Source organism: Pedobacter sp. (genome assembly GCF_041645105.1).
In the GTDB taxonomy this organism is placed as follows: Bacteria; Bacteroidota; Bacteroidia; order Sphingobacteriales; family Sphingobacteriaceae; genus Pedobacter.
Window position 1 is genome coordinate 731538 of the sequence record NZ_JBAZQQ010000003.1, and the last position, 24885, is coordinate 756422.

Sequence of the window (24885 nt, forward strand, 5' to 3'; positions counted from 1 at the left end):
AACTTTATTTAGGTTTTTACCATCCTGGACTTTGAACCAGATTTTTATTTACAATAAGATCCCGCTCACTTACTGGCCAGAAATAATCTTTAAGGTTAAAAACTTGGTTATAAATAACTTTTTCCCTGTAATAAGCATCTGCAGTTTCCTGATCAACATCCCAACCTGTTATTGGCCTGTTCAGAACGTCAGGTGCTTCTTTCCATCTACGGAGATCCCAGAAACGTTCTGCTTCAAAAGCTAATTCAATAGACCGTTCTCTGTGGATGATTTCTCGCATACCATCTGGATTAGAAATCTTACCTGGCGTTCTAGAAAAGTTAGTCCAGGACTCTTGTACACCTTTTAATCCCGCTTTTGCTCGGATAAGGTCTAGGTACTGATAAACTTCAGCACCTGGCCCTTCAATTTCATTCAAAGCTTCTGCATATAATAAATATAAATCTGACAACCGTAACATAACCCATGGCCAATTGGTAGTAGTATAAGTGGTCGAGCTGGTTATAGAATTTGTGTAGTATGCATATTTTTTAGCATAATACCCTGTTACAGAATGCCAACTTTGACCTACTTTTCCACCAAACTGTCCCTTTTTAGTTTCTAACCAAAGGGCCTTATTATCGTCAAATTCACCCAATCCATACCAAATCCCTCCATCAAATCCTAATGATCCGTAAAATCTAGATTCACGATCGAAATTGAACTCTGCCGTAGTATATCCTTCTTTAATTTTATATTTATCCGCAGCAATACTCTTTCTTAAATTAAAACGGTTATTATAATTCCAGGTAATATCCTCTTCTATAGGAACCCCATTACGACTATAATAGAGTGCAGCTATTTTTAGTGGAACTCCTATACTACCTGTAGAACCAGTAAATGATGCTTGCGCATTATTAAATCCTCTCGGTGTAGCCCAAGCTTGTAAATCTTTAGTAGATGCACCGGTATGTGCCCATATAATTTCTGTATTCCATTTATCTGTAATGATACGTGCATTCATCGCCAACTTAGTATCCTGAGAAATAGCTGCGGTTTGGTTACTACCTAAAAAATCGTACATTTTATAACCAAGGGAAGCACACATATCAATGGCTTCTTTACAAGCTATTGCTGCACGACGCCACTTTTCTTTATCTATATTTGCGCTAAACAGTTTTGTACCGTCCTTATTACTATATCCTGAATAATCAGGATTTCCATTGAACAATGGACTGGCCATATAAATCAACACCTTTGCCTTTAAGCCAAGGGCTATAGGTCTGGTGATCCTACCTAATTCAGAACCTTCATCCCTGACCTGCAAAGGCAAATCAGGAGCAGCCGCATCAAGTTGAGCAATGATATAATTAAATACTTCATCTGCTGGTTTTCTTGAGATTCTTACTTCTTCTACAGAAGCTGATACGGGAATGTTTTTATCCTGAATTGGAATTGGCCCGTACATCCGTAATAGAGAAAAATGATAAAAAGCTTTCAGGAATTTTATTTCTGCAATCCACTGACTACGTTCATACTCCTCCATGTCGGGCACTTTATGGATATATTCAAGAAATATGTTACACTGACTTATACCTGTCCATAAAGATTGTGTTGGCGCACTTGGTTTGTTGATAAAATTCCCATTACCATCTGCCTCCAGCGTACCTCTCCAATGATCAAGAATCGGTGTATTAATGTTTTGCATACCGATTCCGATGGTCCAGTTAGCCCAATAACTTGTTTTATCTGTGGCCACCCAAAGATCATCACCTCCAAACATGCCAGGACTATGGTACATATTTCCCATTTTAGGAAGAAAAGAGTAGCAGGTATATAAATACCGCTCTGCTGTTGACCGCATTCTAAAGGCGTAATCCAATGTAGCAACGTTATCAGGTACTACATCAATATATTTTTTACAAGAGCCCAATGTAGTGATGGCAGCAATTACAACTAATATTCTAGTAAATTTCATCTTTCAGTTTTTAAAATGTCACGTTTAAGCCAAGGTTAAATACTTTCTGCAGTGGGTAACCTAAACCATTCCCCCCCATCTCAATGTCCCATAGTTTAAAATGGCTAAGTAGAAGTAGATTTGTTCCACTTACATAAAACCGCATATTCTGCATTTTTAACCTTTGTGCGGTTTTTGCCGGAATAGAATACCCTATCTCAGCTTGTTTAAGACGAAGAAAACTACCATTATTGATCCACCAGGTACTGGGTTTTAAGTTATTTGAATGAGTCTCTGTACTTAGTCTTGGCCATAATGCGTAAGAATTTGGTTGCTCAGGAGAAAAATGGTTGTCGGCAAATGCTTTCATGATCTGCTTTCCTCCCGAAAAAGGCTCCACCCTTGTCGGATCTATCCAAAAAGAACTGATAGCAGATCCTTGAAAAAAAGTGGAAATATCGAAGTTTTTAAAACCTAATGAAAAGCCAACACCATAGACAATTTCAGGTACTGTAGGTAAACCAATGGGCACCATATCCAATTCAGTAATCTGTCCATCATTGTTAACATCCTTATATTTAATATCACCAGCAACATTTGGGCTACCGAAATTTTGCGCAGGTGAATTATTTACTTCGTTATCATCTACAAATAAACGTTCGGCAATATATCCCCATTGTTGATTGATAGGATATCCCACCATTGATTTCCACCATTCTTTTTGATAAATGGGTTCTTCAAAAACTGTACGTTTATTAGTGGCATAGGTAAAGTTACCCCGCGACTGCAACCACATACCATTCTTAAAATTATGAGAATAGTCTATAGAAATATCCATTCCTTTAGCATTAGCCTCTCCAACGTTAGCACTTAGGTCTGCGGTTAACCCCATTGTAGAAGGAATACTTGCTCTTTTCATCAATATATTCCTTCTTTTTTCACTAAAAAAATCAGCCTGGATATTTACTTTATTAAATAAGCCAAGCTCTAATGCCAAATTAGTTTTATAGGCGGTTTCCCATGTAATATCTGGATTCGAATAACGATCTACATTAATCCCATTTTTAAAGCTACTCCCCTCTCTTCCGAAGGTAAAACCTCTGTAGGAATTAGTCATATCTACATTAGAAAGATAAAAGAACCTATCGGAATCCAATCCGATTGCATCATTACCTACCAATCCATAAGTTGCTCTCAACCTGAAGTTATTCACCTTGTCTTTAAACGGTTGCCAAAACTTTTCATTGGAAATTGTCCAGGCCAGACCTGCAGATGGGAAGAAACCAAAACGCTTACTTTCATGAAACCTTTCAGAACCATTATAACCAAAATTAAACTCAGCGAAGTATCTGTTATCATAACCATAAGTTGTCCTTCCAGAAAGACCTAAATTTCTTGAGGGTAAAGAAAGTTGTAAATTTCCTGCTCTGGCATTAGTACCTGAGCGCATGATATAAACTAATAACCCACTTAAAGAATGTTTATTAGAGAAAGTCCGATTGTAATTAATTGCAGACTCCATGTAAAATACAGTACTTTGTTGCCTAAGATCATCCAGCAATGTGAAATCCAGAAACTCACGACCTGTATCTTCATTGAACATCTCTACATTATAATCGAGCGTCCTTTTATCGTAATCTCGGATCTCATAAAAAAAAGGGTTATAAGACCTTGCAATATCATAACGCGAGATCCTATTCGTATTCATCATTGTTCTGAAGGTTAAACCTTCTGTTAAAAAAGACAAATTTTGCTTCAACTCTAGCTGTGCCAGCATTAGGGAACGATTATAATCTTTATAACCTTTCACCATATCGGCATAGGGATTTAAGAAACCTTTCTTTGAATCTCCTCCAAACATAATATGCTGGACAGAACTATGCTTTCCTTGTGCTGGATAATATGGTAAAAAGTTAACAGGATTACTCCGAATCACTTTATTAAATAATTCACCACCCCCATCAATAGGTCCAGTATAATCATCAAAGTTACCGTTCAATCTTACGATAAGTTCCGTAGTATTACTAAGGTCAATATTTACGTTTGCACGTAGTGTATAACTTTTTAAATCAATTCCATTATTGAAATTATTGATTTTATCCATCTTTATTACGCCATTGTCCTGCGCAAGTGAGCCTGCCACATAGTAACGGGCCACTTTACCACCGCCACTTACATTCAAATTATAACGTTGATTAAAAGCACGATCTTTAAAAAGCATTTTCTGCCAATCTACTGCAGGGTAAATAATAGGGCTTATACCTTCAGCTGTACCGTCAATCTTTTCCTGAGTATAAAAAGGGTTTTCAAATGGATGTCTTGCATACTGTGCTTCATTATATAACTTCATAAATGTAACCGGATCAGCAAATTCCACTTTTGATGTTGCCTGTGACATACTGCCTTCAGCTCTAAAAGATATCCTGGCGACACCTTCCTTACCTTGTTTTGTGGTAACGTAAATAACCCCATTTGCACCTCTTGCCCCATATAATGCTGTTGAAGTAGCATCTTTCATTATAGAGAAGCTTTCAATATCGTCTGGACGCAAACGAGCAAGCTCTGTTACTCCAAGTTCAACTCCATCTATTAATATTAAAGGATTCACTTTTCCGGTTCCGAAAGAAGTTACGCCACGAATAAAGAAATCTGCATTGTCCTCTCCCGGCTCCCCGCTTCTCTGGTAAGCAATGACCCCTGCGGCGCGACCAGCAAGTGCAGTTGTAAGATTACTGGAAGGCACCTTTAAATCCGCTGGCTTAATAGAAGTAACAGAACCGACCATATCTGTTTTCTTTTGCGTACCAAAGGCAACAACAACAACATCTTCTAATGTATTTTTTGTAGGTACTAATCTTACATTTAACACTGAGAGACTCTTCACCGGAACTTCCTGTTTATCATATCCCACCATACTGAAAACCAAAATTGCATTGTCGTCAGGAATTTTTAAACTAAACCTTCCATAGTTGTCTGTTGAAGTACCTACTGTTGATTTGTCTTTTAACTTAACCGACACTCCGGGTATAGGACCTACAGAATCGGAAACCACTCCTCTGATTTCTCTTTCCAGATTCCTGTTGACGGTAATTTCCCTATTTTTTATAACTATGGTATTACCTACTATCTGATAAGACAGTGGTTGATCTTTAAAGCATTCATCCAGGGCATACTTAAGTGATACGTTTTTTAAATCAAGATCTACCTTTTTGGTGTTATTTAATAGTGAGTTTTCATACCAAAATAGATATCCACTTTGTTTTTTCACTTCCTGAAAAACTCTTTCTAAAGGGGTATTCTTAACTGAGAGCGTAATCTTCTGAGCATATCCAGATGCATTTACCTGCATACAGCCAATAACAATTACTATAAATAATGTTAGTTTCATAACCAGAAAGAGTTTGATAAGGCCCCTGTTTTTTTCATTGGGGGGCCCACAAAGAGAATAAAAATCCATACTTTTGTTTTGTTAGGGTTTTAAGTGTTTGATGATCTGTCGTTAGATTTGTGAAATAAGTTAATCCCTACAACTGTTGTAAAAGACAGTGCAGCCGGTACTGTTAGCGCAATACCGGTTTTTTTTGTATTAACTCGAATAAGGGTTTGTAGTTATTCTTTCATATGTTGATCGTTTGGTTTTTAGATAAAGTTGGTTAGACTCTTTTATTAATTATTATGTTTATGTGTTTAGCATTCCTATTAGGGCATTACTGTAATTACATTCCCCTCTAATTTTAACTGTATATTACTTAGCTTTATAATTTTTATAAGTTCAGAAAGATTGGCTTTTCTTGATATCTCTCCCGTAAAAAGTCTTCTCGGAATTTCCCCTTCGTATTTTACTTCAACATCATACCACCTGGCTACTTGTCTCATGATAGTTCTGATATCTGCGTCTATAAATGAAGTCAAACCATTTTTCCATGCCAAAGCATCAGCAGCAGCCTGCACCACTTGTATGCCATCTTTTACCTTTGCCTGTTGACCTGGTTTTAAAATTCTACTTTCATTATTTTTAGTCACTTTAACAGAGCCTTCCAATAAAGTGGTATTGATACTTTCTTCATCTTTATAAGCCATTACATCAAAATGAGTTCCTAAAACCTCTACGCTCATTCCATCAACATTTACTATAAATGATTTTGTCTTATCTTTTGATACCTCGAAATATGCTTCTCCGGTCAATATCACATTTCGTTGATTGGCCGAAAAATAGGTAGGAAATTTTAAAGACGATGAGGCGTTTAGCCAAACCTGAGTTCCATCAGGAAGTATCACCTGGTATTGACCACCTCTGGGGGTAGTGATAGTATTGTAAGCTACGATCTCTTTATTAGATATATCTTTGGCTTCACGATCAATAACCCTGTAAATCAATTGTCCATCTTTTGCTTTAGTTATACTGATACCTTTTTCTTCTATAATTTTTCCATTGTCAGTATCATTAAGTAAAACCTGAGAGCCATCAGCGAGTGTCAATACCGCATTATTACCTCCTGGAGCAACATCATTTTCAAATGCGATCTTACTTTTACTTTTTAAAGAGTTTAGATTACTATTATAAAACACTGCACCAATCGCTGTAACAACCAAAGCAATGCAAGCTGCGATAAGGTACTTAAAGGTGGCCTTTTGATAAAAAGGAATTGCTTTAACAGTTAACGCTGTATGTATCTTAGTAAGCAATTCGATTTTTGTTTCAGCCTCATTGCCCATGAAGTCCGCATTCCATTCTAAGTTTCCTTTAAATTGGTTAATGTAGTTACTATATAAAGATAGCTCTTGTTCATTAGCAATACCACCTGCTACCTTATCTGCCAATTCTACGAACGTTTGTTTATCTATCATTCTTAATATGCCTTATATATGTATGGCACTTAATAGAGCCTCAACACCTGTTTCATTTATGAATAAAATTAAAATAAAACATAAGCCACTTATTTACAGTGAAATAAAAATAGATGCCAATCTATTTAGTGGCGTTTTAAGCTTCTTTAAAGCTCTTAAAATATGGTCATCTACAGTTTTTTCAGAGATCCCAAGCTTATCAGCAATTTGTTTATGAGTGAGGTTTTCATTCCTGCTTAATTGAAATACTTCTTTACATTTTTTCGGAAGATCATTTACCAGGTCGAAAATCATAATCTGAAGTTCTTTAACCTCCAATTCATTTTCCTGGAATGTATCTGTATCAACGCGTTTTAATTCATCAAAGAAACTTTCACGTATTTTTCCACTTCTGATGAAGTTGGCAATCTTGTATTTCACTGAGCTATATAAGTATCCTCTTATATTTGTTTTAATGTTTATTGTATTCCGATGTTCCCAAAGCCATAAAAATACAATCTGACAAATATCCATACTTTCATCCCTATCTCTAAGTAGATTAAAAGATGCTGTAAATAAGTATTTCCAATGCCTGTTATAAAGTTCATCAAATGCTTCACGACTATCATAATCGCGAATCAACTCAATTAACTGTTCGTCTGTAGTGCTTTTTAAATTATACTGGAACATATTTTTATGTATTTGTATTTTCTTTAAAACTGCTGTTCAAAATAATAGCCAAATTAATTATTCCATTACTAAGTAGCCTCTAAAGAACAATCATTTAAAACAACAATTATATTTCCTTAACAACACAACTATACTTCTTGATAAATATTATAAATATACTCACCAATAATATGAAATATTTCCAAGAAACTTAACCTTAAACAAACAAAACTTAGAGTAGTCGTAAATTGTTAAACACTATATTTATAAATAAATGGAAGCAATAATTACAGGAGCTACGGGGCTTATTGGAAACAACTTATTACATCAGTTACTAAACCACCCATCTTATAGTAAAGTAACGGCTATTGTTCGTACAGAAATCCCATTACAACATCCCAAATTTGAACAACTGGTTGTTGATTTTGATCGACTTGAAAATCATCAGGATTATATAAAAGGTGATGTTGTATTCTGTGCATTAGGTACAACAAAAAATAAAACGCCAGATCAGGAACAGTACCGTAAAATTGATTACCAATACCCTTTGGATATTGCATTTATTGCACATCAGAATGGTGTTTCTCAATATCATCTGGTATCTTCTTTAGGAGCAAATTCAAATTCTTCTGTTTTTTACACAAAACTAAAAGGTGAGGTCGAGCGTGATTTAAAAAGCATACCTTTTAAGACTGTACATATTTACAGACCATCACTATTGGATGGTGAACGTAAAGAATATCGTAGTACGGAGCGCTTTATGATTGGTCTGATGCATGTTTTAAATCCACTACTTATTGGAGGGTTAAAAAAATACCGTAGTATTAAAATAGAAACAGTTGCTGCTGCAATGTTAAAGCAATCTCTAAAACAATTGGATGGCATCTACACTTATGACTCAGACCAGATTGTTCAATTGGATGAATAATATCTTCCTTATGTAACAAAATCACTAAATGTGGTGACTCAGCTCTCATTCATTTTGCTATGTTAAATAATATCTATACGTTTGAAAAAGTATGAAACTGCGGAAGAAACTTACAATTGGCCTATGTGCATTTTACCTGATGAGTATCATCGGGATTGCATTGAATATGCACTTTTGTGGTGGAACACTTTCTAAAGTCAGCTTTACTGAAACTGTTAAATGTAATTCTTGTAAAAAAGCAGAGAAAAAAGGAAAAGAAAGTGATTGTTGTAAGAATACTTCTATAGATGCAAAAGTTAAAGACAGTCATAAAGCTGAAGTAAAATTAAAACTAGCTCAACTTTTTAGCACTGAATTGTTTCTGGGCCAATTATATACACCAGCATCTGGTTATGCATCATCCAACTTATCAAGTCATGCTGTAAATAAGGCCCCTCCACTCTCTACGAAACTATCTCTTCATTTGTACAATTGCGTTTTCAGAATTTAAACCAGGAATAATTTATTGAATTGTTGCAGATCATTTCTGTAATAATATGACGTGTTATTTATGCGTCATCTTTATTTATGCCCTTCCTTAAGGATTCGGCAATCTTCAGTAATAAATTTAAATTATACCCCATGAAAACGATCAAGAGTCTAATCATACTATCTATTATATTATTTGCAGGCAAAGTTTCTGCACAACAAATTTCTTCAGCAGAACTTCAGGTTACCGGATTAACTTGCTCCATGTGCTCTCAAGCTACTGAAAAATCATTAAGAACACTGGATTTTATTGGCAATATTGAGCCAGATCTAAACCGTAATATCTTTGTATTGACTTTTAAACAAGATAAATCTGTAAATATTGACCAGATTAAAAAGAAGGTTCAAGATGCCGGTTTCTCTGTAGGAAACCTTGACGCAGTATTTAATTTCAATAATACTAAAGTTGACGATAAAGGTTTAGCTATAGCGGGAACAAATGTTTATCAGTTCTTAAACACCAAAGACAAAACCTTAAACGGACCTGTTAAAGCTACTGTAGTAGATAAAGACTTCATATCTGGCTCAGCTTTTAAAAAGAGAGCAGCACAAGTTAGAGTAGATTCATATAAAAGTGGCATTGGCACTGTAAATGGTAAAAAGACACGTATTTATCATTTAAGTATCTAAGTATTTATATGAGATTTCTAAAATCATTATTGGCTCCCATAGTAATTGCTATGGGCACTTTAACTGTACAAGCCCAGGAATTATATGTATTTTCTGAACCTGCAAGCAATATGGCTGCAAAATCCATTGGCTTTAGACTTACCAATGAAGGTGTTTTCAGGCCTAATTTCTCGAGTCGACTGATTCCTGAATTAATGGTTGGCTTTAATAAAAACTTCATGGTACATGGCCAGGGCTATTTCTCCGATATGGATGGCAAGTATAGAGCTGAAGGGGCTGGTATATATGCCAAGTATAGGTTTCTATCGATCGATGAGGCCCAGAGCCATTTCAGAGCCGCAGCCTTTGCAAGAGCAGGTACCAGCAACAGGCCTACTTATTCTGAAGACATCAATCTTGAAGGAGATAATACTGGAATTCAAGCTGGATTAGTCTTTACACAATTGTTACATAAATTGGCTTTATCTACTACGTTGAGTTATAGCAAAGCATTCGACAATGTAGGAGATAAAGTAGTTGCTGGTATGCCCCAGCCCGATCATATGCTTGGTTATAGCCTATCATCAGGTTATCTTCTTTTACCTTTTGTCTATAAAAATTATAATCAACCTAACCTGAATTTATACTTCGAGATATTGGGAAAAACCAATCCTGAAAATGGCAAATCTTATGTCGATTTTGCTCCAGCTGTGCAAGTAATCATTAATAGCCGCACAAGAATTGATCTGGGTTATCGATTTGAGATTGCAGGAAACCTGGAAAACAGGTTTAATAAGAATATGTATATGGCTCGGGTAGAGTTCAATTTCTTTAATATGCTTAAATAACAAATTGCCTGTAAGCAAAAAGAGGTTCAGAATAATCTGAACCTCTTTTTGCTTACAGGGTTAAAAAATCGTTTTCACACCTAATGTAAACCATGAACCTGGCATTGGTACTGCTCCTGCTTCAGTATATTGTACATTAAATAGATTTGCACCATCAGCGTAAATGCTGTATTTCTTATGTTTAAATGCTAATCTAGCATCCATTACCATGTAATCTTTATAGCTAATTCTCTCACAATAACGTGTAGTAAGCGTTAAAGAAAGCTGTTTAATTAAATCCGCACTTAGTGTACTACTTAACTGGTTTCTTAAGCTCTCCAGTGCATAACGTGAAAAAACTGCAGTTGCCATTGTCTTTTTAAATCCTGGATCCAGATGAGTATAAGAAACACCTAATCTGACATTACTTAACGTACTTTCTGAAACAGACAACAATACATAATCTGCACTCATAGTAAAACCTTTAGTATTTACCTGGCTAAAGTTATGGGGCTGCCAAGGATCTGTCTGCAGGGTCTTTACCCAATCTATAAAATTATCTATTCTACGGACAAAGTAGCTTGCATTTAGAGCTAAACGAGCATTGTTAAATTTAATCCCCCCTTCTGCATACTTAGATTTTTCGGTCTTTAACTGATCATTACCAATATTTGTTGGCCCCTTATAATATAAATCTGTATATGTTGGCAATCGTTGTCCCGTACCTACATTTGCAAATACACGCCAGTTGTCATAAAAATTATAACCTAGATCTACCCCAGGAAAAGCCTGCCAGCCATAATCAGAGTTATAATTTGTATACACACCTGCATTTACTAATAAACGTTCTACTGGTTCAAATTTATACTCCCCAAACAATCCTGCATTGTTACGATTACGTTTACCAAGATTAGTGCTCTCAATACGCTCTGTTCTTGCTTCAAGTCCCACACCAAAAGTCCCTATGCTTGTCTGTATCGTATTATTCAACTCTGCGTCAAATACATTTGTGATATGATGGTTATGAAACTTATCAGGCGTTTGTTTTATATATAGGTAGTCATCTACATTATTTCGATAACTAACCCTAGGAATCATAGTCCAGTTTTCGGTTATTTTAGTAGTATATGAGATAGCAGCTATTGCTGTTTTAACTGTTTCCTCAGATTCTATATCACCTGGAGATGAATAATAACCATTTGCACCAAAATTATTATGAATATAACCTGCCATTACATCAATTACATCTGTTTTTCCGACCGCATATTTACCTTGATAATAGACTTTCTGATTGTTAAAAGCTGTATTATAGCGATAGCCATTCCCAGCTTCTTGTCCGACAGAAAATAGATGACTTGATCCTTCTAAAACAAGATTTCCTCCTGCCTTAATCCCATAGTTATAATATTTACTACCAGAAGCATTGTCTTTAAAACTACTTCCGCCAAATATATTAGCTGAAACACCATTTTGTTTAGGGGTTCTGGTTACAATATTGATTGCACCTGTCAAAGCATTAATACCATAAACTCGTGATGCTGATCCCCGTAATACTTCAATGTGATCAATATCATCCATATTAATAGGTAGATTCATCATATTATGACCCGTTTGTGGATCAGAAACCTTTATTCCATTAATTAATAATAGCGACTGATCAAAAGTACCACCATCAATGCTGATATCAGCCTGTAAGCCACCTGGTCCGCGCTGTCTTACATCTACTCCAGAAACATAGCTTAACAATTCAGCAATTGACCTGGCAGGAAGTGTTTTTATCTTTTCATTATCAATTATCCAGATATTTCTATTTTGCTTGGAAAAAGGCAATTGCAATCTATTTTCTTTAACAACTACTTCGTTCAGGTTGTTAATGGTATCCCCTTTTATTTTTAGGGAAGGCTGCTGTGCCATAGCTAAGTTAATTGAGGCCATTGAAAAAACAGAGAGCATTGAAATCCTTAAAAAGGAATACTGGCCAATAGACAAAGTTATACGTTTTAAATACATTCTTTTTAATTTCGACGGGCAAAGATAGTATCAACGTTGATAAATTCGTCAAAAAAAAGCGGGGATTGATCATACCGATCCTTCCCCGCTCATCTAAATTAACGCTCTCAGTTATATAGACGCTTAATTAACACTAATATTGTGTATATCTCATTTTTTTATCAATCAACCTTTAATAAGGTTATGCTATATTTAGCCTATGAAACCAAAACAGACCAAAACATTTTTAATTGCACTGATGTGCTTATTTTGTTCGATTTCTCTCGCACAAACAAAGAGTTTATTTAATGGTAAAGATTTAACAGGATGGCATAGCGATGTTCCTGCTAAAGATAAAGACCCGAATATTAAACCATCCTTTATTGTTCGTGAGGGCTTACTGGTAAGTATGGGCGATCCCCGTGGCCACCTCATTACAGATGCTGTTTATCAAAATTACAGGATTGAAGTACAATACCGCTTTTCAGCAAAGCCAGGAAATTGTGGCGTATTGGTACATGCATCTACTCCGAGAGCTCTTTACGGGATGTTCCCAAAATCAATAGAAGTACAGATGATGAACCAGAACGCTGGTGATTTCTGGTGCATTGAAGAAGATATTACTGTTCCTGATATGGAGAAAAGACGGGGTGATAAAACGAAATGGGGTATTAATGGCGACAAGTTACGCCGCATAAAGAAACTGACAAGTTACACTTTAGAAAATCCTGTAGGCGAATGGAATAAAATGATTGTTGAATGCTTTGATGACCAGGTGAAAGTTTGGGTCAATGGTAAACTTGCAAATCATGGAACACACTGTACCGTTAAGAGCGGCCAAATAGCACTACAAGCAGAAGGTTCAGAAGTAGAATTTAGAAAAGTAATTCTTAAACCAATTAAAAAGCTAAGTAAAGACTAAAGATCCTTATAGGCCGTTGTTATATCAACATATTGTCTATACTTTTGTATTTAAATCAAAGTAATATTGAAAAATGAACACCAATTCAACTTCAGATAAAAAGGTTGCTTTACTTAAATGGTTAAAAAAAATTGGCGTATGGGGATTCTTATTTTTCCTCATTAAGGGCCTTGTTTGGCTTGCTGTGGGCTATTGGGTGATTAAATAGCTTTACCTCTTCATTTTAAATAATACACAAAACAATAAAAAATACAAATAATATTTTGATATCCAATAATTTACAATACCTTTGTTTCATATTTAAACAATAATATAATGCAACAAGGAACAGTAAAATTTTTCAATGAAACTAAAGGTTTTGGATTTATTATACCATCAAATGGTGATGCCGAAATTTTTGTTCATTCTTCAGGCTTAATTGACAGCATTCGTGAGAATGATTCAGTGAGCTATGACATCGAGCAAGGTAAAAAAGGCTTGAACGCAATTAATGTTAAGATTAGCTAATCAAAATATTTATAAATTGTAAAAACATCCACCTAAACAGGTGGATGTTTTTTTTTGACCCTCTTATTGCATAGCGTTCCGTAAATTTGCAATTATTAAGATCTAGGTTATTAGCCTGATGATACTAATTTATTAAAAATGGAAACTTTAAATCATAAAACAGCATTAATTACCGGTGCAGGTAAAGGCCTAGGCAAAGCAATTGCATTAGCATTAGCCGCGGAAGGAGTCAATCTGGCATTATTAGCGAGAACTGCAAGCGATCTTGAAAAGGTTAGCAATCAGGCAAAACAAATCAACCCAGCTATTAAAGTTGTATATGCAACTGCAGATGTTTCAAACATTGAGGAAGTAAATACTGCATGTACTAAGATTACAGGAGAAATAGGTAAGATTGATATCCTGGTAAATAATGCTGGTATCGCTAAATTTGGTAAATTCCTTGATCTTGAGGTTAGTGAATGGGAAAATATGATCAAAACAAATTTGTTTGGACCATACTACTTCATTAAACAAATATTACCACAAATGTTAGAACGTAAAAGTGGTGATATCGTAAATATTTCTTCAAGCGCGGGCTTAAAAGGTGCTCCATTGACAAGCGCTTATAGTGCTTCAAAATTTGGTCTGATTGGTTTATCAGAATCATTAATGCAGGAAGCAAGAAAATCTAATATCCGTGTGTTTACACTTACCCCAAGTACAATTGCAACTGATTTAGCGATAGAGAATAAACTTACAGATGGCAATCCGAATTCAACATTACAACCTGAAGATTTTGCAGATCTGTTAGTGGCTCATTTAAAACTACCTACACGTGCACTAGTTAAAGACGTTAGTCTTTGGTCCACAAACCCATAATATTCAATAACAAAAGCCGCGATTTGCGGCTTTTCTGCTATACAAACTATTATTAATTAATAGAAATCAGACAATCTTAAAGCAGTAGTTGCTCTTTCATAAACCTCTGTTCTTCGCTCGTAATATGGTCATCATCAATTGCAGGTGCAACAGTAATACCTGCTAATCTTAATTCGTCCATAATATCTACAAAGTTTCTGTATCTGGACCCTGCGGTCGGTTTGATGATTATAAACAATCCTTTTTTAGGATGATCAGGATTTGCAGCCCGGACTTTCAATTTATTTGCAAGTATAGAATGACGTACATGCTCAATTCCCTCCACTAAAGGCCGTCTTTTCCCTGACTCCCCCATATACCAGGCTATTTTATCATCCTTTCCTAATAGAATAGTCATAGAACGTGACGCTGGCACAGGCTCCTGAAAGTCATCGATAGCCTCATCGGGCTTTGAAACATCCATTGCAACCGGCTTAGATAGAGAAGTTGTAAGCATAAAAAATGTAATCAGTAAAAATGCAAGATCAACCATAGCAGTTAAATCAACTTTCGGTACTGATCTTCTGTCTCGGGAAACGTTTAATTCGGCCATAATCTTTAGTTTTAAAGATGATGACTGAATTTATGGAATTCCATAAAGTAGAGTGGATTTAACAGCCTTTTTTAAGCTTTCTGATTACAAGTGTTTTCATTGATAACAAATACTCATTATCAGGATCTATGACAAGCCCCTTATCAAAAAGTTTTATTGCCGTATCATACTGCTCTAATTGAAGGTATACCCATCCAAACCCTCGATAGACATCAGGGTTCTTAACATTTAGCAACCATGCCTGATTTAGCCTGTACATTACGGTCTGCAAATCTCTTTGCTTCATATATGTGCATGCTTTCTTAAAATAATAATTTGAAGCTGAATCTGAACTTCCTGCATCAGCAATTGCTCTTTCTACAAACTCCGCATCGGCTTCCAATTGTTTTGAGGTTTTTACAGCATGACCGTACATTGGAAAGAGCCTTATATCATGCTTTGCCAATACCAGCCACTCTTCATAAGACATTTTTTTCTCGGTTACAAGATAATTTTCAGTATCAGGTGACGTAGAAATACAAGAACTTAATATTGTTAATAACAATAATGAGGAGAGAGAGTATTTCATATTAGAAAGCGATAGTAAGAGGTTAAAGTATTTTCAATGATTAAATATACATATTTTTTCTTTTATTCGTAGCCAGAATTTAATTACAAAATATGAAGATAGTCATATTAACAGGGGCTGGTATTAGTGCAGAGAGCGGTTTAAAAACTTTTAGAGATGCTGACGGTCTGTGGGAGAATCACAAGATTGAAGATGTGGCAACTCCAGAAGCATGGGAACGTAATCCCCAATTGGTTCAGCATTTTTATAATGAACGACGTAAGTCTGTATTAGAAGCAAAACCAAATGAGGCACATAAGGCTTTGGTCAGACTAGAAGATAAATATACTGTGCAGATCATTACGCAAAACATTGATGACCTGCATGAACGAGCGGGATCCAAAAATGTAATGCATTTGCATGGTGTAATTACTCGCTCCCAGTCAGATATCGACTCAGGATTAACTTATCCTATAGATGGTTGGGAACTTAATTTCAATGATTTATGTGAATATGGAAAGCCATTAAGACCCCATGTAGTATGGTTTGGAGAGGCTGTTCCGAATATGCAACCTGCCATAAAACTTTGTCAACAAGCAGATATTTTTGTTGTAATTGGAACTAGCTTGCAAGTATATCCTGCTGCTGGCCTAACAACATATGTACCACAACAAGCTATTAAATATATTATTGACCTAAATATACCTTATATAGCTGGCGGAGATAAAACCAAAAAAATTGAACGACCTGCAACAATAGGAGTTTCAATGATGGTTGATGAACTCATGAAAAATTGTTTGTAGCTTTGCAAATACATTATTAAACTCCTCATGGCAGTATTACATAGAAAAGAAGAAAAAATTGAAGTTGTGCTTAGTAAACTTCCAAAAGATTATACCGATAAACAATTCGTAGACATGTTTATACAGTTGTACTCTAAAGATTGGGGAAAAATTAAAGCGAATTATATCAAACAATCACAAGATAAAGAACCAGGAACGGTAATCAATATGCCAAAGCCTGAGGTTTATTTAAAAAATATCCTTAAAGTTTATTTAGAAAATTCAAAATAAAACATCTTCAGGACATTTTAAGCATTATTACAGAAAAGGGCCATTATAAAAAATAATGACCCTTTTCTGTTAAGCAATATGTATTAACTACATTCCTATTTTAATAGCGTCTCTGCTTTAGCCAGTACAGCATTTAAGCCTTCTTTATTTTTGCCACCAGCGGTAGCATAGAAAGGCTGTCCACCTCCACCACCTTGGATATCTTTTGCCAGTTCCCTTACTATATTCGAAGCATTTAATCCCTTCTCTTTAATGAGATTTTCCGATACCATTACAGTTATACCAGGTTTATCATCAATCAAAGTAGTCAATACAAGAAACAGATCATCAACAAGATCCTTTAAAGCAAAAGCCAGATTTTTTACTGCATCAGCATTTGGTAAATCTACATGAGTAGCAATCAGATTAACGCCATTAATGGTTTTAAGATGATGTACTATTTCATGTTTAAGATTAGCAGAATGTTCCAAAACAGCTTTTTCTGCATCCTTTTTAAGCCTACTATTCTCTTCAATCAATGCTGCAACAGCTGATTTCAAATCTTTATTTCCTTTTAAAAGACTTCTTAATTCATTTAGCTCTCTGTTCTGATCCAATACGAAGGCCTCTGCTTTATCAGCCGTAATTGCCTCGATACGTCTTACCCCTGCTGCTACAGCACTTTCAGAAGTGATTTTGAAATATCCGATCTGACCTGTCGCTTTAACATGTGTACCACCACAAAGCTCTTTAGAATAATGATCATCAAATGTAATGATACGAACCAGATCACCATACTTCTCCCCGAACAATGCAGTAACACCACTAGAAATTGCCTGATCATAAGGCACGTATCGCTGTTCTTTAAGCGGGATATTTTCTCTGACTTTCTGATTAACCAAATGTTCTATTTCTGCAAGTTCTTCTTCAGTAACTTTCGCAAAGTGAGAGAAATCAAAACGTAAATAATCTGGATTTACTAATGATCCCTTTTGGTTTACATGATTCCCTAATACTTTTTTTAATGCAGAATGTAATAAGTGAGTAGCACTATGGTTATCCTGAGAAAGCAAGCGCTTATTGGCATCTATAACAGCCCAGAATTGACTTTCTACATCTTCTGGCAATGTATCAGCATAATGTACAATTACACCGTTCTCGTTCTTTGTATCAGTTATCTCAACAAAAAAGAGACGACTATGATCTTCCAAACGACCTGTATCACCAACCTGTCCGCCACTCTCTGCATAAAACGGAGTTTTACTTAATACAATTTGATATTGTTCTTTACCCTTTGCAATAACCTTTCTGTATTTGATGATTTCGGTTTCCGCTTCAAAATCATCGTATCCTACAAACTCAACTTCAAGGTCAGGCTTAACAATTATCCAATCGCCTGTATCTACTGCTGTAGCTGCTCGCGAGCGTTCCTTTTGTTTAAGCAACTCTTTATTATACCCTTCCATATCAACCGTCCAGCGTTGCTCTCTGGCCATTAATTCTGTAAGGTCAATTGGAAACCCGTAAGTATCCTGCAATTCAAAAGCAAACTCTCCAGAGATCACCATCTGGTCTTTCAATATGCTATATACCCATTGATCATCAAAAGGCTTTTCCAATTCAATGGCATTTTCAGCCATCAATAATTCTCCTTGCTTTTTAGTATAATTATCAAAGCGTTGTATGCCTGTAGCTAAAGTTCTTAAGAAAGATATTTCTTCTTCCATTACTACCTTCTGTACAAAATCTTTCTGCAATTCCAATTCATCAAAAACACCTTTAAACTGTCCAGCTAAAACTGGTACAAGTTCATTTAAAAAAGGTTCTTTTAAATTCAGGAAAGTATAAGCGTAACGTACTGCGCGACGTAAAATACGACGGATCACATAGCCCGCTTTATTATTTGATGGCAGCTGTCCATCTGCAATCACAAAAGAAATAGCACGGATATGATCTGCCATTACACGCATAGCAATATCTGTTTTTTCGTCTGCACCATACTGAACATTTGCCTTAGCAGCTATAAATAGAATCAGTGGCTGAAAAACATCCGTATCATAATTGGATGATTTACCTTGTAATACACGCACAAGACGTTCAAATCCCATTCCCGTATCTACATGTTGAGCAGGTAAAGGTTGTAATGAGCCATCTTTTAAGCGGTTAAATTGCATAAATACATTATTCCAAATTTCTATTACCTGTGGATGATCGGCATTAACAAGGGTTTTGCCCTCTACAGCTTTACGCTCATCATCAGGTCTGCAATCCACATGAATTTCAGAACAAGGTCCACATGGTCCTGTATCTCCCATTTCCCAGAAGTTATCTTTCTTATTACCTAGAATGATCCGTTCTTCAGGTACATATTGTTTCCAAAGCTCAAAAGCTTCCGTATCTCTCGGTAAACCTTCTTTCTCATCGCCCATAAAGATGGACACATATAATTTATCCTTAGGGATTTTATAAACTTCAGTAAGCAACTCCCAACTCCAGGCAATCGCTTCTTTCTTAAAATAATCTCCGAAACTCCAGTTACCCAACATTTCAAACATGGTATGGTGATAGGTATCGATACCTACTTCCTCTAAATCGTTATGTTTACCAGAAACACGAAGACAGCGCTGTGTATCCGTAACTCTTGGGTACTTAATAGGTGCTTCGCCTAAAAACAAATCTTTAAACTGGTTCATACCTGCATTGGTAAACATCAGTGTTGGATCATTTTTAACTACAATTGGTGCAGATGCAACAATATGGTGCTGTTTCGATTCGAAAAATTTTAAGTACGCCTGTCTGATTTCCTTAGCTGTCATCCTCTATTGATTTATTTTGAGCAAAATTAGCATATTATTAGATTATTTAAAGCTAATCTCCTCTTAAAATGGTAGCCACCATAAGTTTAAGTTCCAATGAAATATTTTTTTATTCTGTCATTGATACTTGCATAAGTTTTCCTAAGTTTGAATACTTTAAATAAAACCCGTAATCAACTAATAATCAACACAAAATTATGCCTTATAAAGAAAGGGAGATCAATAAAATGTATTACACCATGGGAGAAGTGACGGAGATGTTCGGTGTAAACGCATCTCAAATCCGTTTTTATGAGAAGGAGTTCGATGTATTGCAGCCCAAAAAAAATAAAAAAGGCAACAGGTTATTTACGCCTGAAGATATTGAGAACTTAAAAATCATATTCCATCTTGTAGATGATAAAGGTTTTACTCTAAAAGGAGCTAAAGAACATCTAAAGAACAACAGTGGAGAAGTGAAGGAAAACCAAAAGATCATTGCTTCCCTTGAAAAACTAAAGGACTTTTTGTTAAAGCTCAACGAAGAGATCTAAATTAATCAGTAATATTTTTTTATTCAGTAATATCTGCAGTGATTTGTCCAGTTTATACAAATCACAATGAGAATATTATGTTTACTTTTCTGGCTCCCCCTAAGCCTGTCAACGTCAGCACAGGAAGATGAAAAAACCAGGGATATCCTAGAGCATATTGCTGAAAACGTCAGTGAAGATGCTGATATTTCAGAATTAACTGAACAATTATCAGCTTTTCAAAATCGTCCTATAAACCTAAATAAAACACATTCTGAAGAGCTTAAAAGTCTAGGACTCCTTTCCCCTATACAGATCGGAAATTTCTTTAGGTATCTTTCCAAAAACAAACTTATAGACGTTTTAGAACTACAAGCAATTCCATCATTTGATACCGAGACGATTAACAGGATTTTGCCATTTGTAACCTTATCAGACTTTCAGCATTACGATAACCTAAATCCGAAAAAACTAATATACAATAGCAATCATGATATAACTATCAGGTATACCCGTCTTCTTCAACAACAAAAAGGTTTTAAGAATTTATCTGGTAGCCGATACCTTGGTTCTCCTGAAAAGCTATTACTAAAATACAGATACAATTTCCAGAACCTCATTTCATCATCCTTGGTTATGGAAAAAGATGCAGGTGAATATATTTTTAACAGAAAAAGTATTACAGACCATCTATCAGCTAATATCTCATTTGTAAAATTGGGTAGATTTAAAAAAATCATAATTGGCGATTACAGTATGCAATTTGGACAAGGGTTAACCTTATGGTCTGGTTTTTCTTATGGAAAAGGGCCAGATGTAACAAGTGTTGCAGCTAGAGACGTTGGTCTAAAAGCGTACACTTCTGCTAATGAGTCCGCTTTCTTCCGTGGTATAGCAAGCTCTATTGAGGTTGGAAAGAATATCTATATTAGTCCGTTTATTTCGATCAGAAAGCTAGATGCAAGTTTAAAAGCGGGTCCAGAGGGAAAGTTTACGCTATCCAACATTAACATCAGTGGCCTTCATCGAACGCAAACAGAGCTTAAAAACCAAAAATCACTTGAGCAAAGGGTCTATGGTGGCGCTATTCAATACAGTAATGACAATCTCAGCATTGGCATCATTGGGTATCAATCCGATTACCAGCATGAATTTATCACCGGCTCACAGCAATACAACAAGTACAGCTTTGTTGGTAAGAAGCTTAAAAACACGGGCATTCATTACAACTATACTTTTCAAAATGTTTATTTATACGGAGAACTTGCCCATAGTATAGGAACAGGTTACGCTATAATAAATGGTGCCATGGCTAGTTTATCAAGTAAATTATCCTCTGTTATGCTCTACAGAAGCTATAGCAAGGATTATCATAACTTTTTCAGTAAGGCTATAGGAGAAGGCTCTGAGACCAACAATGAACGAGGTTGGTATGCAGGACTTAACTATTCCTTTTCAAGAGACCTTACCTGGTCAATATATGGAGATTACTTTATGTTTCCATGGTTAAAATATCGAGTAAACTCAGCTTCTAAAGGTTATGAGATACTTAGCCGACTAAGCTATACCCGAGGAAAAACATTCAAAGCTGCAATAAGATTTAAAACCGAACAAAAACAACAAAATCCTGATGCAGGCAGCACTCATCAGGAATTGGTAAATGTAACAAAACACAACTACCGGCTAGAATGGAATTTGAAAATAAACCAAAAGTTCAACTTTCAACAACGATCAGAAATCATTTACTATCAAAAGGATATTAACACAAAAGAAACTGGTTATATGATTTACCACGATCTTGATTACACCCCCTTATCTTCCAAAATATCAGCTAACTTTCGCTTTGCATTTTTCAATACACCATCCTATAATAGTCGGATTTACGCTTACGAAAATGATGTTCTACATGGTGCTGGATCTGCCGCATATGCTGGAAAAGGAATTCGAACTTTTGTAAATACAAGATATAGGATCTTAAAAAACATAGATCTCTGGACCAAGTTAGCCTTATTTTTATATCCCTCATCAGTCACAATAGGTTCTGGCTTAGATCAAATAGAAGGAAATAAAAAATTGGAAGTTAAATTACAGATCCGCTATCAATTATAGTGAAGTACCTTCAATATATATATAAACATGAAATTGCATTCGTAAGAATATTGATTCCATTCATACTTGGCACTATAAGTTATTATGGCTGTACAAATGACTGGGTTTTAAATCAGCTCATTCTTATAAATTCAGTTCTTTTCCTTTATCTCCTTTTCAGAAAAAACGTTTACAAAAAACCTGGAAAATCTAGAGACAAGAGCCTAAATGGTCTCATACTTCATTTATTATTCTTCTTTACAGGAGGGTTATCTTCTACATTATATAACGAACATAATGATGCTGATTATTATATATTTAAAAAATCAAATTATTTTAAAATAAGAATTATTGACGAACCTAAAAACAAACAAAATATAATTCTGTTTACTGCTGAAACGAGCAAATCAATCAACATAGACAACTATAAATCAGATAAAACAGAAAAAAAACACGATATACAATCATCTTCAGGCAAAATCAAAGTAACTATCTTAAAAAAAACAGATACAGCATTCAATTTAAAGTATGGTGATGAGCTCATAATTCCAGCAAAACCAATAGAAATAAAGCCTCCGTTAAACCCATCTGAATTTGACTATAAAAACTGGCTGGCAAGTCAAAATATTTATCACCAGTTCTTAATCAAACAAGAAGAATTGATTAAACTCAAGAGCAATGCAGGCAATAGCTTTATTAAGTTTGCCCTTCAACTAAGAGAAAGACAAGTCCGAATTTACCGTAGCCTGATTAAAAATGATGATGCGTTTGCAGTAGCCGCAACCTTAATATTGGGATATAGAGCCGATTTAAGCTTAGAAATTTTGGACATTTACTCAAAGACAGGCACCATACATGCCTTATCTGTATCCGGTATGCATGTAGGACTGGTTTATATCGTATTAAACTATTTACTATGGTTTTTAGACAGAGAACAAAGCTGGAAGATCATAAAAGCCTTATTCATCTTGATTAGCATCTGGTTTTACGCTTTACTAACAGGCTTCTCCCCTTCTGTTTTACGGGCATCCATAATGATATCTGCATTTATTATAGCAAAATTGTTAGCTAAGAATACAAATAGCTACAATATCATTGCTTTTTCCGCCTTTTGTATATTGCTATATAATCCATTCCTCATTTGGGATGTCGGCTTCCAGCTGTCGTTCATAGCCGTGTTGGGATTAATCTATTTACAACCCAAAATTGAAAAATGGCTGCCTGTAAAACAATTCTGGATATCTAAATTATGGAACTTAGTAGCGATGTCTTTAGCAGCTCAGTTAGCAACCTACCCTTTTAGCGTATATTACTTTCATCAATTTCCCATCTATTTTCTGTTCAGCAATCTATTTATAACCATCCCTACTGCTTTAATTATGTACATCGGCATCATCATACTTATTTTTAGATTGAATTCTTTAGGACCGTTCTTTGAATGGCTCATCAACTTCACCAACAATGGATTAGATCAGATTGCGAGTTTACCATTTTCAGGAATAACTTCAATATGGCTAGACAGAATTGAACTTGGTTTATTATGTTTCTCTATATTGTTATTTACAATTGCATTGGCAGACTTTAAAAAACAATTACTTTTGTATTCAGTTGTTCTATTTCTTGCGCTACAATGCTTTATTACCTATGATAAGCTTCTTGCTCTGCATCAAAAAAAAGTCATACATTTCAAGCTGCAAAAAAACTATGCAATTGCTATTATAGCTGCTCAGCGTGCTGTCTTATTTACAGATCTGGAACCTACAAGCAAACCTTTTAATTACGCTATTAAACCTGCATTAGATCAACATAGGATAACACAGATTACATTCAGAAACTCAAATATTACCAATGTTTTAAAAGACAATCATATCTTTGATTAAATAACTGAATTTGTATGACTGAACCACTGGTTTTGTACTCCGTTAGTCAGCGTATAGCTACGCTTTCTATTAACAGGCCTGAAAAGCGGAATGCATTAAATCCCGAACTTGTTTCCCAGCTGACCGCTGCATTTAAAAAAGCTGAAAAGGATAACAACGTAAAGGTTATTATTTTAAGAGCCGAAGGCAGTACCTTTAGTGCAGGTGCAGATCTTGCCTATCTACAGCAATTACAACAAAACACCTACGAAGAAAATCTTGCGGATTCCGAAAATCTAAAAAATCTGTTTACAACAATATACTATTTACCGAAGATTGTAATTGCGCAGGTGGAGGGGCATGCCATTGCAGGGGGATGTGGATTGGCTACGGTATGTGACATCATATTTTCTGTACCAGAAGCTAACTTTGGCTATACAGAAGTCAAGCTTGGTTTTGTCCCTGCAATTGTTTCTTGTTTTCTGTTACGTAAAACAAGTGAGACAATTGCCAAACGAATATTGCTTTCTGGTGCCCTGTTCAATGCTCAGGAAGCTTTAAACTATGGATTGATCACATTTGTAACAAAGAGAGAAGAAATCACTCTTAATGTAAGTAATTTTGCATTAAGTTTGTGTAATGAAGCTTCGACAAATTCGTTAATGCTTACGAAGCAACTGATCGGGCAGGTTACCAATGCTGACCTGGATAAATGCCTCTCAGAAGCTGTACAAATCAATGCTAAGGTCAGGGAAACTGACGATTTCAAAAAAGGGATTGCTGCCTTTATCAGCAAAGAAAAAATTAACTGGTAAA

The 24885-nt window shown here is 35.4% G+C and carries 21 protein-coding genes; 13 read left to right on the forward strand and 8 right to left on the reverse strand.

Annotated features, from left to right (window positions below; all coding sequences use genetic code 11):
- Positions 1 to 16: 16 nt before the first annotated feature.
- From WC623_RS13140 to WC623_RS13155, 4 genes are all read right to left on the reverse strand, one after another.
- The gene (locus tag WC623_RS13140) at positions 17 to 1957 is read right to left on the reverse strand and encodes a RagB/SusD family nutrient uptake outer membrane protein (RefSeq protein ID WP_372851733.1); all 1941 of its coding nucleotides are present in this window, start codon (positions 1955 to 1957) and stop codon (positions 17 to 19) included.
- A gap of 10 nt (positions 1958 to 1967) precedes the next feature.
- Positions 1968 to 5324, reverse strand: coding sequence for a TonB-dependent receptor (locus WC623_RS13145; RefSeq protein WP_372851735.1), 3357 nt, complete (start codon positions 5322 to 5324; stop codon positions 1968 to 1970).
- Positions 5325 to 5635: 311 nt separating this feature from the next.
- The gene (locus WC623_RS13150) at positions 5636 to 6784 is read right to left on the reverse strand and encodes a FecR family protein (RefSeq protein WP_372851737.1); all 1149 of its coding nucleotides are present in this window, start codon (positions 6782 to 6784) and stop codon (positions 5636 to 5638) included.
- 93 nt (positions 6785 to 6877) lie between these two features.
- On the reverse strand, positions 6878 to 7453 hold the full coding sequence (locus WC623_RS13155; RefSeq protein ID WP_372851739.1) for an RNA polymerase sigma-70 factor: 576 nt from the start codon (positions 7451 to 7453) through the stop codon (positions 6878 to 6880).
- A 253-nt stretch (positions 7454 to 7706) separates the two neighbouring features.
- Here WC623_RS13155 and WC623_RS13160 point away from each other — a divergent pair, with 253 nt between their 5' ends.
- The 4 genes from WC623_RS13160 to WC623_RS13175 all read left to right on the forward strand — a co-directional run bounded on the left by WC623_RS13160 (position 7707) and on the right by WC623_RS13175 (position 10345).
- Positions 7707 to 8360 (forward strand): oxidoreductase, encoded by a 654-nt coding sequence (locus WC623_RS13160; protein ID WP_372851741.1) that lies wholly within the window; start codon positions 7707 to 7709, stop codon positions 8358 to 8360.
- A 91-nt stretch (positions 8361 to 8451) separates the two neighbouring features.
- Entirely contained in the window at positions 8452 to 8850 is a 399-nt protein-coding gene (locus WC623_RS13165; protein ID WP_372851743.1) for a hypothetical protein, read from the forward strand.
- A 131-nt stretch (positions 8851 to 8981) separates the two neighbouring features.
- The gene (locus WC623_RS13170; protein ID WP_372851745.1) at positions 8982 to 9518 is read left to right on the forward strand and encodes a heavy-metal-associated domain-containing protein; all 537 of its coding nucleotides are present in this window, start codon (positions 8982 to 8984) and stop codon (positions 9516 to 9518) included.
- A gap of 8 nt (positions 9519 to 9526) precedes the next feature.
- Positions 9527 to 10345, forward strand: coding sequence for a hypothetical protein (locus WC623_RS13175; protein ID WP_372851748.1), 819 nt, complete (start codon positions 9527 to 9529; stop codon positions 10343 to 10345).
- A 60-nt stretch (positions 10346 to 10405) separates the two neighbouring features.
- Here the strand turns inward: WC623_RS13175 and WC623_RS13180 are convergent, their stop codons facing one another.
- A complete protein-coding gene (locus WC623_RS13180; RefSeq protein WP_372851750.1) occupies positions 10406 to 12334 on the reverse strand; it encodes a TonB-dependent receptor plug domain-containing protein in 1929 nt (642 codons plus the stop codon).
- Positions 12335 to 12533: 199 nt separating this feature from the next.
- Here WC623_RS13180 and WC623_RS13185 point away from each other — a divergent pair, with 199 nt between their 5' ends.
- The 3 genes from WC623_RS13185 to WC623_RS13195 all read left to right on the forward strand — a co-directional run bounded on the left by WC623_RS13185 (position 12534) and on the right by WC623_RS13195 (position 14603).
- Positions 12534 to 13235, forward strand: coding sequence for a DUF1080 domain-containing protein (locus WC623_RS13185; RefSeq protein WP_372851752.1), 702 nt, complete (start codon positions 12534 to 12536; stop codon positions 13233 to 13235).
- 315 nt (positions 13236 to 13550) lie between these two features.
- Entirely contained in the window at positions 13551 to 13742 is a 192-nt protein-coding gene (locus tag WC623_RS13190; protein WP_349787303.1) for a cold shock domain-containing protein, read from the forward strand.
- A gap of 138 nt (positions 13743 to 13880) precedes the next feature.
- Positions 13881 to 14603, forward strand: coding sequence for a 3-ketoacyl-ACP reductase (locus tag WC623_RS13195; RefSeq protein ID WP_372851754.1), 723 nt, complete (start codon positions 13881 to 13883; stop codon positions 14601 to 14603).
- Positions 14604 to 14679: 76 nt separating this feature from the next.
- Here the strand turns inward: WC623_RS13195 and WC623_RS13200 are convergent, their stop codons facing one another.
- Together WC623_RS13200 and WC623_RS13205 are read right to left on the reverse strand one after the other, a co-directional pair.
- Complete coding sequence (locus WC623_RS13200; RefSeq protein ID WP_372851756.1) at positions 14680 to 15195, reverse strand: ExbD/TolR family protein; 516 nt, start codon at positions 15193 to 15195, stop codon at positions 14680 to 14682.
- Positions 15196 to 15253: 58 nt separating this feature from the next.
- Positions 15254 to 15763 carry a tetratricopeptide repeat protein gene (locus WC623_RS13205; RefSeq protein WP_372851758.1) on the reverse strand — a complete coding sequence of 170 codons (510 nt, stop codon included), beginning with the start codon at positions 15761 to 15763 and terminating at the stop codon, positions 15254 to 15256.
- Between the two features lie 92 nt (positions 15764 to 15855).
- Between WC623_RS13205 and WC623_RS13210 the strand changes: the two genes are divergently transcribed.
- Both WC623_RS13210 and WC623_RS13215 read left to right on the forward strand, forming a co-directional pair.
- Entirely contained in the window at positions 15856 to 16545 is a 690-nt protein-coding gene (locus WC623_RS13210; RefSeq protein WP_372851760.1) for an NAD-dependent deacetylase, read from the forward strand.
- Positions 16546 to 16572: 27 nt separating this feature from the next.
- Complete coding sequence (locus WC623_RS13215) at positions 16573 to 16815, forward strand: hypothetical protein (RefSeq protein WP_349787308.1); 243 nt, start codon at positions 16573 to 16575, stop codon at positions 16813 to 16815.
- Positions 16816 to 16910: 95 nt separating this feature from the next.
- Here WC623_RS13215 and alaS read toward each other — a convergent pair whose 3' ends face one another.
- Positions 16911 to 19610 (reverse strand): alanine--tRNA ligase, encoded by a 2700-nt coding sequence (alaS, locus tag WC623_RS13220; protein WP_372851763.1) that lies wholly within the window; start codon positions 19608 to 19610, stop codon positions 16911 to 16913.
- 197 nt (positions 19611 to 19807) lie between these two features.
- Between alaS and WC623_RS13225 the strand changes: the two genes are divergently transcribed.
- The 4 genes from WC623_RS13225 to WC623_RS13240 all read left to right on the forward strand — a co-directional run bounded on the left by WC623_RS13225 (position 19808) and on the right by WC623_RS13240 (position 24884).
- The gene (locus WC623_RS13225; protein ID WP_084239758.1) at positions 19808 to 20143 is read left to right on the forward strand and encodes a MerR family transcriptional regulator; all 336 of its coding nucleotides are present in this window, start codon (positions 19808 to 19810) and stop codon (positions 20141 to 20143) included.
- Positions 20144 to 20209: 66 nt separating this feature from the next.
- Positions 20210 to 22231 carry a helix-hairpin-helix domain-containing protein gene (locus WC623_RS13230; RefSeq protein ID WP_372851765.1) on the forward strand — a complete coding sequence of 674 codons (2022 nt, stop codon included), beginning with the start codon at positions 20210 to 20212 and terminating at the stop codon, positions 22229 to 22231.
- 50 nt (positions 22232 to 22281) lie between these two features.
- On the forward strand, positions 22282 to 24090 hold the full coding sequence (locus tag WC623_RS13235) for a ComEC/Rec2 family competence protein (RefSeq protein WP_372851768.1): 1809 nt from the start codon (positions 22282 to 22284) through the stop codon (positions 24088 to 24090).
- Positions 24091 to 24104: 14 nt separating this feature from the next.
- Positions 24105 to 24884 (forward strand): enoyl-CoA hydratase/isomerase family protein, encoded by a 780-nt coding sequence (locus WC623_RS13240; RefSeq protein WP_372851770.1) that lies wholly within the window; start codon positions 24105 to 24107, stop codon positions 24882 to 24884.
- The last annotated feature ends 1 nt before the right edge of the window (position 24885 follow it).